Source organism: Promicromonospora panici (genome assembly GCF_900608595.1).
Classification (GTDB): domain Bacteria; phylum Actinomycetota; class Actinomycetes; order Actinomycetales; family Cellulomonadaceae; genus Promicromonospora; species Promicromonospora panici.
Map to the genome: position 1 here is coordinate 83,051 of NZ_UWYY01000026.1, position 12,068 is coordinate 95,118.

Consider the following 12,068-nt stretch of genomic DNA (forward strand, 5'->3'; position numbering starts at 1 on the left):
AGATGTACGGGGATGCCACACGGCGATCTACGTGGTCCCCCTGATGCGAGGACGCCGCCCACGGGAGCCTCGCGCTAGCGCGGACCGCGCGGGCGCATGATGAGCGCGGCGACGTAGTAGGCACACGGATCGCTGCCCGGATTGGCATACGCGTGCGGAGCGTCAGCCGCGAAGTAGCCGGAGTCGCCCGCCGAGAGCTCCGCGACCTGATCGGCGACGCGGAGCCGTAGGGTCCCGGTCTCGACGACGACGAACTCGTGCGAGCCCGGCGCGTAGGCGGGGAACTCGCCGGCGTCGCAGCCACCCGGCAGGGTGGTCCGGATCCATTCGAAGTTCACGCCGGGCACGACCGGACTGACGATCGTCCTGCGCCAGCCGCCGGGCTCCTCGACCGCGTCCTGGTCTGCGGCACGACGGACGATCATGCGGCGGGGTTCGGTATCGGCGATCAGGTCAGCCAGCCCGACGCCGAGCCCGCCCGCGATGCGGGACAGGACCACGACCGTGGCGGCCTTCTGCCCGCGCTCGACCGAGGACAGCATGCTCACGCTCACCTCCGCGGCCGAGGCCAGCTCGGCCAGGGTCATGCCGCGGTCGTGGCGCAGCCCCTGGACGTGGGTACCCAGCTTCGCGAGGTCAAACATTCCGCTATAATAGCATGCGTGTTTACTATAGCGGAATCGGCGGAGATACCGGCGCACCCGGCGATCATCCGGCCCGTCGTACCGAGCAACTCCGACCTCGTCGCCGTGACGGCGATCATGGCGCACTACGTCGAGCACACCGTCGCGACCTTCAACGAGATCCCGCCGACCACCGACGACTGGGCCCAGCGGCACTCGGAGCTGATCGCGCACGGCCTCCCGTTCCTGGTCGCCGAGACCGACGGGGAAGTGCTCGGCTTCGCCTACGTCGCGCCGTGGCGCTCCAAGTCCGCGTACCGATACACCGTCGAGAACACGGTCTATCTGGCGCCGGGCGCCACGGGTCGCGGCGTCGGCACCGCGCTGCTCGCGGAGCTGGTCGACCGATCCGCCGCGGCCGGATGCCGCCAGATGATCGCGGTGATCGCCGACACGGGCAGCGCGGCGTCCGTCCGGCTGCATGAACGTCTCGGCTTTGTCGACGCCGGCCGGCTGCAGGCGGTGGGATTCAAGCACGGCCGATGGATCGATACCCGGCTCATGCAGCGTGACCTGACGGCGTCCCCGTGACGCGCGGTCGTCGTCCACACCGGCGTCGCGCCTGTCGCGACCAGCGCACCAAAGAAGACCTGCAGCGAAAGTATCGCCGCAGGTCATTCCGGCGGTGCGGCCGCCAGCCTGCGAAGGGCTGCCGCCCAGTCGAGGGCCTCGCCGAGATTGCCCGCATCGACTGCGTGGATCGCGCACCACACGAGCTCGCGGGCGAGAGCATCCTGCGCAGGCTCCATGTCGACTGTCGCCGCCATGTACATGGCGCGGACGAGCGTCGAGAACACGACGTCGCTCGCGCTGAGCTCGAGCCTCGACACGTCAAGCCGGAGGGAGGCTGTGGTGCGCACGTCCACGGCTTCCCGCAGAGCCCGCCGAAAGCGTCTCTGCTGAGCGAAGGTTCCCCGCGAACGCCGTCGCGCACGGGGGTCCTGCAGCAGATTGTCATGAAAGTCAGCGAGCTCCTCGGGGGTGAGGATCGGCGGCAGGACGGTGTCCACCCGGCTGGTCGCCTCGCCGAGGAGCGAGGTCACGTCGTTGTTCTGCACGAGGGTGGCGTACCCCCAGATGGTGGGTACGACGACATGGTCAGCGGGACTGTGCATACAGAGCCTCCCTGATTCCGGGATGACGGACGAGGGATCGTGACGAGGTGACGAAGGGCCCTGCCCGGCGACCAAGTGACTGGTCGCCGGGCAGGACCCCCGGTGTCAGACGCACAGGCCCCCCAGCGATCTGTGCGTCTGACACGTTGTGTCAGCCGACGTTGCGGCGGTGACGCGCGATGATGATCGCGGCCGCGCCGAGCAGGATCAGGAGTGCACCTCCTCCGGCGATCCAGCCGACGTCGGCGCCCGTGGACGCGAGCGGAGGCGTCGGCGGGCTGTGGGGCGGTTCGTTCGGCGTGGCGCAGGCGTCGGCGGTGTCGGTCAGGTCGTTGTGACCGATGCCGGCCGTGTTCGCGAACCCACCCGGCTCACCGGAGCCGGGCTCGGGGCAGGTGAACGTAGAGGGGTCGCCTGAGCCACCTGGGACGGTGGCCACCACCTGCACCCGGTAGGTGTGCTTGCCCCCGGCCCGCAATGTCACGTCGGTAGCGACCACGTTCGCCGGTGCGTCCTGGCCCGCGCCCTGACCGGTCCACGACTTGGCGGCGGTCACGCCCTTGGGCGTATCCGTCACCGTGGCCTTGTCGACCGTGATGCCGGTGCCGAACCGCAGGCGGTCGGTCAGGGTGTAGGTGCCCTGGGCGTCGCCGTCGTTGACTGCGGTGATCGCGTACGTCACCGTCCACTTCCCGTCCGTGCCGGCGACCGGGTCACCGACCACGGACTTGGTGATGTCGATCGACGGCACCGGAGCACAGTCCGTATCGGTCTGCTTCCCCCCGGTCTCGTCGGTCAACGTGGCGGCGTTGTTCAGCCCCTGCTCCAGCGTGTTCGACCCGGCGGGCGCGGTGCAGGCCGGCGAACCGGTCCCGTCCCCGCCCACCTCGTCGAAGTGCAGCGGCACGTTCGCGATCACCGTGACCTGGTAGACGTGCGGGGCATACCCCGCGTCGTCCAGGCCGCCGATTGTCACGTCGGTGGCGATCCGCTGGTCGGCCTCGCCGTCGAAGCCCTCGTTGAGGGCCACACCCTCAGGGCCGGTGACGGCGACGGACTCGGCCGTGATGACCGGGGCGAAGAGCAGCTCGTCGTCCAGGTCGTACGTGGTCGGCTCGGTGCCGACGTTGCCCACGGTCAGGTCGTAGACGACCTTCCACTTTCCGTCGCCCACGGCCTTGGCCGAGACCAGGGCCTTGTCCAGGGTCGGCTTACCGGGGCGCACGCACTCGTCGTCGGTGTCCTTGATCCCGTTCCAGGTGACCTCGGCGACGTTGTTCAGCGCCCCATCGGCAGTTCCGCCCAGGGTGGTGCACCCGTCGGCGTCGGGGAACACGATCCCGGACAGGTCGGCCCGGTACCGCACCGTGACGGTGTAGGTGTGCACCACCGGGGCGTCGGGCGCCTCGGCGATGGGCTGATCTGTCACGACCCGCGGCTCGTCCACGCCGTCGAAGTCGGGGTTGATCCCGACCGGCTCCGGGGCATCGGTCGCGACGTCCTGGATACCGACCACGGTGATGCCCTCACCGGGTTCCAGGGTGTCGTCCAGGTTGTAGACGCCGGTCCCCGGACCGCTGTTGGTGACCGTGATCTCGTAGGTGGCGTCGTACACGCCGTCCTCGCCGTCGACCGGGACCACCGCGCCCGCTATGGACTTGGTGATGTCGATCAGCGGCAGCGGCGCGCACACGTCGTCGTCCTGGGTCTCGCCGTTGTGCGTGAGCTCACCACCGTTGGCCAGGCCACCGGTCTCGCCCGAACCGGGCTCCGGGCACGCGAGCGTGTCCGGCGTTGCCGCCTCGTCGAGCGAGACGACCACCTGCACCTGATAGGTGTGGCTCTCCCCGGCGGGCAGGGCGATGTCGGTGGCGACCACGTTCTCGTCGGCCCCGTCCTCGCCCTGACCTGTCCAGTCGTCCGACGGCGTGACACCGTCGGGCGCGGTGGTCACGTCCGCGGACTCGACCACGATGCCCTCGCCGTACAGCAGCCGGTCGCTCAGGTCGTAGTCACCCTCGGCCTGACCGATGTTGGCGGCGACCAGGTCGTAGGTGATGGTCCACGTCCCGTCACCGTTCGGCGTCGGACCGTCGCTGATCGTCTTGTCGATAGTGATCAGCGGCAGGGTCGGGCAGACCTCGTCCACACCCACGATGCCGTTGTGGTCCAGCAGCGTGCCGTTGGCCAGGCCGCCGCTCTCACTCGACCCGGGGGGCGGGCAGACCAGGGTGCTCGGGTCGATCGTCTCCTCGTCCATCTGGACGACCAGCTCGACCTGGTAGAGGTGCATGGCGCCCGCCGCCAGGCTCACCCCCGAAGCGACCAGGTTCTCCGGCGCGTCGGGCGTGTCCCCCAGGCCGGTCCACCCGTCCTGGAGCGTCACACCGGCCGGCGGGGTCACCCCCTTGGAGACCACCTCCACTCCCTCACCCAGGCGCAGCTGGTCGTACACCTTGTACTCCCCGGTGGCAGCCCCGAAGTTCTCCGCGACGACGTCGTAGACCACTGTCCAGGTCCCGTCACCGTTCGGCGTCGGGCCCTCGGCCACCGTCTTGTCCACGACGATGTACGCGATCGTGACGCACGCCGAGTCGTCGTCCGTCAGGTCGTTGTGCTCGATCTGCGCGGTGTTCGACAGGCCGCCGTTCTCGCCGGGCTCGGCCGAGCACGGCGTGATCACCGGGCTGCCCCCGGCATCACCGGAGATCCCGATGACCACCTCGACCTGATAGGTGTGCGACTCCCCCGCCGGCAGGTTCACGTCGGCGGCGATCAGGTTCTCCGGCGAGGTCTGCTCGGCGCCCAGGCCGGTCCAGTCCGGCGACGCCGTCACACCCTCCGGAGTCGTGACGACCGAACCGGAGATAACCTCCAGGTCACCGTCCGCCGTCATCTTGTCGGTGACGTCGTACTCGCCGTCGGCCTTGCCGGAGTTCTCCGCGACGATGTCGTACGTGACCGTCCAGGTGCCGTCCCCGTTCGGGACCGGACCCTCGCTCACGGACTTGTCGATGTCGATCGAAGGAATCTCAGCACATGCCTGGTCCTCCTCGATCTCACCGAGCTCGTCCGTCATCTGCGACGTGTTGTTGAACGCCGTGTCGGAGTCATCACCCTCTGGACCGCACGCGGTCGGGTCGTCGTCCGACCCCGCACCGGGCACCTGCAGCGGCACCTCGGCGATCACGGTCAGCTCGTAGTTGTGCGGTGCGTACCCCTCGTCGTCGTTACCCAGGAGCGGGACGCCGAGCGCGACGTCCAGGTTGCCCTGACCATCCCATGCGGGGTCAGCCAGCGTCACGCCGTCCGGCGAACCGGTCACCGTGGCCGAGACGATGGTCGCGTGCTCGGTGAAGTGCAGCTCATCGTCCAGGTTGTAGGACGTCGAGGCCGCGCTCTCGTTGATCACCTCGATGCCGTAGACGACCTCCCACCGACCGTCACCGATCGGGGTAGCCGAGACCAGCGTCTTGTCGTGCGTCGGGTCGCCGTCGATCTCGATGCCGGCCGGGTCGCAGTTGATCGTCGGCGGCGTCTCGGAGTCGTCCGGCTGGTCCGCCTCGGCGCACGCGGTGTTCACCACGCTGTCCCCGACCGTGGCGTCGGCGGTGATCTCGAACTCGTGGCTCTCGGTGTCACCCGGCGCCAGCGAATCGATGGTGAACGCGCCGAGCTCGGGCTGCTTGTCGTCGGACACGACGACGTTCGTCAGCGTGCCCTGGCCGGTGTTCTCCACCACGATCCGATACCGGATCGGGTCACCGTCCCGGAAGACCGGGTAGTCGGCCGGGTCGTTCGCGTCGTGCCAGTTCCCCTCGAGGTCCTGCACGTACTTCTTGAGCGACGCCGAGTACATCGTGCCCATGGTCAGCGGCTCCGACGTACGCATCACCAGCCTCGTGTGCTCGGCGATCGCCTGCGCCCGGTTCACCCAGACGTCGCCCGGGTCGGCGCCGTCCGTGGCGATGTTGACCTTGAAGGCCAGTGTCTCGCCCGGCGCGAGCTCACCACCGATCACCCGGATAGCCGTCGGGTTGGCCGGCATGGTCGTGGTCCAGCCCGCCGTGTTGCCGGCCGGGTTGCCCGCCGCGCCATTCATGTCGTGCGCCGGGTCGTCCGAGAGGGTCGCCGGGTCTGCCGTCGTGTAGTAGACGGTCGCGCCAGCCGGCGCCTCCACGCTCGTCACCTGATAGGTGCCCGCGTAATCCGTCCCCCGGCCGTCACCGTTGTACGGGAGGATGTCGATCGTGTCCGTGAAGGCCTGCGGGAGCGGGTCCTCGGACTTGAGGGTCACTGTCCATGAACCCTCCCCGTCACCCGAACCGTCAGGGTTGGCGATGAACCACTGGTCCGTCGACTTCCCGATCAACGTCCACCCGTTGGTCGTCACTGTGACCTGGGCAGTCGCCGGCCGAGACGTCTGGCCACCCACCGAGCTCCTGACGGTGTTGGTGAGCACCTGGCCCGGCTGGACCGAGTCGCCGGCCACTGCCTGATAGGTCAGCGTCTGCTCGGCGTTCGTCGGCACGTCGTTGATGGTCCAGCGCAGGACCTGCTGCCCCGAGGCGTTCGTCGTAACCGTCGGCGCCGGATTCGCGGACCCCGCGACATAGGTCATGCCCACCGGGAGGGTGTCCACGATCACGTAGTTGTCCATCGTGTCGGGGATCGCGCCCGCACCGTTCGCCGAGTAGGTCAGCGTGAACGTCGCGGGGTCGCCCGGCCGCACCACCGACCGGTCCGCGCTCTTCTCGATCGCCGGGCTGGCAGAGATGATCCGCAGGATGTCGCGACGGCCGTTCGTGAACGGGTACCGCGCGCCCGGCGTACGGATGACGTCCGACGAGTTCCACGGCTCGCCCGGGCCCTCCCAGACACCGCTGGCCGGGTTGTACACCGAGCCGAACATCCACACGTCCTGGCCGGCGGGCACGTTGTCCTTGATCGTCGTATACGCCGCGAGCTGGATGGCGTTGTAGCCCTCCGCCTCGAGCAGCGAGTCCGGGTACATGATCCGCACTGCCTTCACCGTCGACAGGTCTGCCGGCGGAGTGGTGGTCCAGCCCGCCGGGTTGGAGCCACAGTTGAACGAGTTCGGGTCGGCGACGTTGCCCACGTAGTACTGGATCGGCGGCGGGTTGTCCAGCTCGGCCGCGCCTCCACCCTCGACCGGATCAAAACCCCGGATCATCGGGATCCACGTGTCGGCGGGCGGCGGGGTATAGGTGACGTAGGCGGTGTCGAACACCAGGCACTGACCGTGCTGCGCGGTGGGAGGGACGTCCAGGAGGCCGGCCCGGTTGTTGACGTACTGCATGACCGTCGTCCCGGCCGAGACACGGTAGGTGTCGTCCCAGTTGGTGCCACCCGCACCGGTGTATTCCCGGTACCACGGTGCGGCCCACCGGCCCGGAAGCGTGTACGACTTGTTGGTGGTGTTGTTGGCGGTCAGGTCGGTGGACCTCAGCCCGGTCGTCGAGGTGTGGGTCGGCGCGTTGGACTGCAGCGTGATCGAGCCGCTCTGGTCAGTGTCGATGTGGAGCCAGATGCTGCCGCTGGCGATGTAGCTCCAGTCCGTCGGCAGCGGGTCCGCCCCGAGCGTCGAGTCATACTTCGGCGCATCGTCGACCTCGTAGTCGATGCCGGTCAGCCTCAGGTCGAACACGCCGGGCTGGCCCGCGACCGGGGTCAGGGTGCAGCTGTCCACGAAGTCGGTCTGCTGGTCCGCCGGTTGGCTCGGCACATCCGACCACGGGACGCCGCTGGCCCGGTTGGCGTTGAACGCCGAACAGCCCACATCACCACGGTTGCCCGTGCCGACAGTCACGCGCGCGCCATTACTGTCGGTGAGCCGCAGCCGGTAGGTCACGCTGTCGGGGCCGGGATCCGAACCCTTACCCAGCCGCAGGGCCCACTGCAGGTCCAGGTCCACCCCCTGGTATTCGTCGCCCCACCGCTGGTAGACGGTGTTGCCGCCGAACTGCATGTCCATCGCGAAGTCGTTCACGATGTCGATCGGATCCAGCGGCGCCTGCAGGCCGTTGGTCTCACCGACCGCGGTGAGCTGCTCGCCCGTCTCGCCGTCCACGACCACGGGGGTCTGCACCACTACCGCGGTGCCCTGGTCGACGGTGCCCAGGTTGCAGGTCAGCGTCTTGCCGTCCTCGGAGATCGCCGACACCGGGTCGACGTCGGCCTCGAGGCACAGATCTGGGATCTCGCTGAACAGCCCGCGGTCCAGGGTGACGGTGAACGTCACGTTGTCCACCGGGTCGTTCGACGGCGCGGGCTGGTCGTCGTTGACGTTGACCCGCCACACGGCGTTGACCACGTCACCGCGGCCCACGGTGGTCGGCGTGTTCGCCGCCCACTCGCCCTCGATCTCGTACACGGTGGCCGCGGCCGCCGGCGCCGCGACGGACACGATGAGTCCCGTCGTCGCCGTCGCGACCGCGAGCGCCCCCGCGACCACACGCTTCACCGCCCCGGTGCTCGGACGACTGTGTCCGTGTCGGGCTGAGGCTCCGCGTCGACTCCGCCTGTCACGGGCGCCGTTTTCGCCTTTATTGTCCCAGAATCCGGTTCGCATACTGTCCCCTTCTGCTGCGTGCACACGGGTGCGCATGTAGGTCGACTAGAACCGGTCCTTGGCAAGTGATGCCGGGCGAAGGATGAAATTTCATCAAGCACTTCCTCAATTTCAGGGGTTTTTTCACCCTGCTCCCGATGTTTGCGCTCACGCGAAGCGGCGCGTCCGGAGGCACGATCAGGAGGTGACGTCACTCGATGACCAAAAGACGCTGGACAGTAAGGAGATCCGGCGAGCCCTGCGCTCCGGAGACCTCTCGGCCATTGAGTCCCTGTTCGACCAGCTGTGGTACGACCTGCCGACCCGCTTCGCCGACGAGATCATCAGTGCGACGACCGGTGTCAGCGCGCAAGAGCTCGACCGGCGGCCGCGCCTGCTGCACGCGACCCTGCTCGCTCACGGCCAGCAGCACTTCGTCACCGGTGATGCCTCGCTGCGTAAGCTCCTCCATCACTTCGGCACCTATGGTCGGCGGTTCGCGGGCCGGCTGTCCTCGTACCGGGACCCAGGTGACCTCCTGTCTGCGGGAACCCTCGCGGTCATCTCTGCCCGGCTACGTGGCGCCTACGACGATTCGGCACGACTGGGCTCCTGGGTCGACCAGCAGCTCGCGGTGCGGGCGGGCAACTACACGCGGCCGTGGGGTATGACGAGCACGGCACGGCCCGGCTGGCTGTCGACCGAGCGCGGCGTCACCGCGACGCTTGCCGGAGACCTCGACCGCGCCGTCCACCTCTACTCACGGGCTCATGCCGAGGCGGGCCCGGCACCGACCGAGCACTACGCGGGAGCCAACGCGGTGGCGAACCTCGCGATGCTCGCCGCGTTCCAGGGGCATATCGACCTCGCCCGGAGATGGCTCGTGACGCTCGACGAGATGGGCGGCGTGCCCTACTGGCTCGAGCACGTGTCCACCGTCGGCGCGAGGATCGCTCGCGCCCTGATCGCCGTCGAGGAGGGAGATGCCGAGGGTGCGTCGCACCACTTGGCCATGGTGGGCCCGGCGACGCAGGGCATCGAGCTGTGGCCGTTCGCCGCCTTCGCACACGCCAACTACGACGCACACTTCGGAGATCCGCACCAGGGACTGCGGCGGCTGCAGGAGGCGCGCTTCGTCCACAGCGCACACCCGCTGACGGACGGTGGCTCGATCGCCGATCGGCTCACCCTTCGTGCGGAGGCCAAGCTGCTGCTGCAGACCGACGCCGGCCACCGCGTCCTCGCTCTCGCACAGGAGCACCCCGACGCGGACTACCTCGAGCAGCAGGTCGCATGGGTCCACCTGCTCGCCGGGCACAACCAGCAGGCGATCCGTGTCGCCGCGAAGACGCTCAACCACATGCGCCTCTCGGAGCCGGACGCGATCAGCGTCAACCTCGTCCTGGCGATCGCACACCTGCGCGAGGACAATCTCGACCGAGCCGCGCACGCTTTCGAGACCGCGGTCCGGCTGCGCTCCAGCCCGGCGCTCATCAGGCCGTTCCTCTCGGCGACGAGCGAGGACCTGGAAAAGCTCTCCCGGCTGGCCCGGGTGCCCAACCCCCTGACACTCACCCGCGTCATCGTCCGGTCGAACCCGCCGAGCGCGGGCTCGATCGTCCGGCTGACCCGCCGCGAGCAGGAAGTCCTGGAGGCCCTGGACCGCGGGGGAACCGCCGAGCAGGCCGCCGCCGCCTTCGGCGTCGCCGTCAGCACTGTGCGCAGCCAGGTACGCAGCCTCTACAAGAAGCTCGGAGTCACCAAGCGTGCCGCCGCGCTCGCCCGCGCCCACGAGCTCGGGCTCCTGAGCGATTCAAGACAGCAGCGTCACTGACGTCTCAGGGCTGCGCCGCGCTGCCATCCACATCGGACCCGATTGTCAGCCAGAACTCAAGAAATCATCAAGTGAGTCATCAACTCGCCGCAGTTTTCACCCACAGCGTCTGTGCCCAGTGATTGCAGCGGCGGGATTGGCCTCAGTGGGTCACGAGGCGCCGATGCCGTCGATCTCGCCTCGAACGCTCCGCAGACCCGTGGTACTTCTTTACTGCTTGTTGACCGATCCGCATCTACCGCGCACCGCAAGGCAACACACGACCGAGAGGGCGACGCGTGAAGGACCAGTCGAAGAAGCTCGTTTCGCACATCTACCGTCCGAGCCGTCGCAGGCTGTTGCGCACCGTGTGGGGAGGCGCGCTCGTGGCCGTGGCAGCGGGAGGTCTGGCGGTCACCGCCCCGGACGGGGCCCCTCCCGTACGCGTCGCCGACAGCAATCTGGGGCACCCGGTCCAGCTCTACGGGCTGAGCGAGAACTTGACGGTGCGGCAGGCCGAGACCATCCCGGACAGCGTGAGCCTGGACCAGATCGAGGCAGTCCTGGAGCGCGCGGAACTGCAGGCGCGGGAGCAGGGCCCGGACTTCAGCCCGACGACGGCGCAGGCCGCCGCCGAGCTGGGCATGCTCTACACCACGTATCTGATGCAGCAGCAGGCGCTCAGCGAGAAGAACGACGGACCACGCGTCCAGGACGCACCGAACGCCCCCACCTCCGGGACGGACGGTCCCGCCGACGACGGCGTCCGGCGCCTCGCGCTACCCGAGACCGTCGGGCCCGCAGTGCAGGTGTCCAATGAGGTGAGCTCGGTGACCGGGCCGGACGGGGTCGATCCGGACGGCGTCGATCCGGACAGGATCGAGCCGGACAGGATCGAGCCGGAGGCGGACCAGGTCACTTTCGGCCAGCTCGTGATCGCGGCGGAGCGGCTGGCGAATCTGCTGGACTCGTCCCTGTCCGACGCCCTGGTGGACGTGCAGCGCTCCGACGAGCACGACGGCCTTTCGCCCCGGCAGCGTCGGGCATTGTCGGACGCGCAGATCTCGGGCTTCTCGCTGCGCGAGAGCCTGCTGGACGTCGTCGCGATGTTCGGCGGCTCGACCCTGGGCTACGCCAACGGCCGGATTCCGTCCGCGGTGCTGTGCCCGTTGGAGTTCGCGCCGGGGCACATGCTCCGTTGCGACGCCGCGCAGCAGCTGACGGCGTTGAGCGAGGAGTTCGAGCGGGAATTCGGATACCCCATCCCGATCACCGATTCCTACCGGTCCTACGTGCAGCAGATCGCCCTCGCGAGCGTCAAGCCGCACCTGGCGGCGGTCCCGGGTACGTCCAACCACGGTTGGGGCCTCGCGGTGGACCTGAGTGATCCGATCGCCGGTGGTGCCTCCCCGGAGTACGTCTGGTTGCGGGTGCACGGTCCGCACTACGGGTGGGACAACCCGTCGTGGGCGCGGCCGGACGGGGCGAAGCCCGAGCCGTGGCACTTCGAGTTCTTCGCCGCCGGCGCGGTCCCCGACCGCGCGATCGACCCGTCCGACGTCGGCACATGGGCTGCGAGTGACTCGTCCGCCTCGTCCGATGGTGCGAGGCGACGCGTCGAAGCGACGCGTGATCCCGAGCCGGGGGACAGTCCGTCTGCGGCTGAGATTCGCAAGCCGGCAACCAAGCCGACGACGCCGACGAAGGACCCGAGCACCAGTCCGCCGGCACAGAAACCCTCCGACCCCAGTCCAAAGCCGACGCCGACGCCGAAGCCGACGCCGACGCCGACGCCGACGCCGAGTGATCCAAAGCCGACGAAGCCGCCGACGAGCCCTGCTCCTTCACCGACTCCGTCGCCAGCACCGTCAGAACCGAGCCAAGAA

Annotated in this window: 6 protein-coding genes; 3 read left to right on the top strand and 3 right to left on the bottom strand. The window is 68.8% G+C overall.

Going from position 1 to position 12,068, the window contains the following annotated elements; all coding sequences use genetic code 11:
- Positions 1 to 74: 74 nt before the first annotated feature.
- Positions 75 to 644 (bottom strand): helix-turn-helix domain-containing protein, encoded by a 570-nt coding sequence (locus tag EW117_RS25365; protein ID WP_129789513.1) that lies wholly within the window; start codon positions 642 to 644, stop codon positions 75 to 77.
- An 18-nt stretch (positions 645 to 662) separates the two neighbouring features.
- Between EW117_RS25365 and EW117_RS25370 the strand changes: the two genes are divergently transcribed.
- On the top strand, positions 663 to 1,214 hold the full coding sequence (locus tag EW117_RS25370; RefSeq protein WP_242504557.1) for a GNAT family N-acetyltransferase: 552 nt from the start codon (positions 663 to 665) through the stop codon (positions 1,212 to 1,214).
- Positions 1,215 to 1,297: 83 nt separating this feature from the next.
- On the opposite strand, the gene EW117_RS25375 is transcribed toward EW117_RS25370, so the two are convergent.
- A complete protein-coding gene (locus EW117_RS25375) occupies positions 1,298 to 1,741 on the bottom strand; it encodes a hypothetical protein (RefSeq protein ID WP_129789514.1) in 444 nt (147 codons plus the stop codon).
- A gap of 208 nt (positions 1,742 to 1,949) precedes the next feature.
- Positions 1,950 to 8,282: a DUF7507 domain-containing protein gene (locus EW117_RS25380; protein ID WP_129789515.1), complete on the bottom strand. Its 6,333-nt coding sequence runs from the start codon at positions 8,280 to 8,282 to the stop codon at positions 1,950 to 1,952.
- A gap of 292 nt (positions 8,283 to 8,574) precedes the next feature.
- Here EW117_RS25380 and EW117_RS30350 point away from each other — a divergent pair, with 292 nt between their 5' ends.
- Together EW117_RS30350 and EW117_RS25390 are read left to right on the top strand one after the other, a co-directional pair.
- Positions 8,575 to 10,203 (top strand): helix-turn-helix transcriptional regulator, encoded by a 1,629-nt coding sequence (locus tag EW117_RS30350; RefSeq protein ID WP_129789516.1) that lies wholly within the window; start codon positions 8,575 to 8,577, stop codon positions 10,201 to 10,203.
- 278 nt (positions 10,204 to 10,481) lie between these two features.
- Positions 10,482 to 12,068, top strand: a 1,587-nt coding sequence (locus tag EW117_RS25390) for a M15 family metallopeptidase (RefSeq protein WP_207212040.1), incomplete at its 3' end; no start/stop codon positions are given.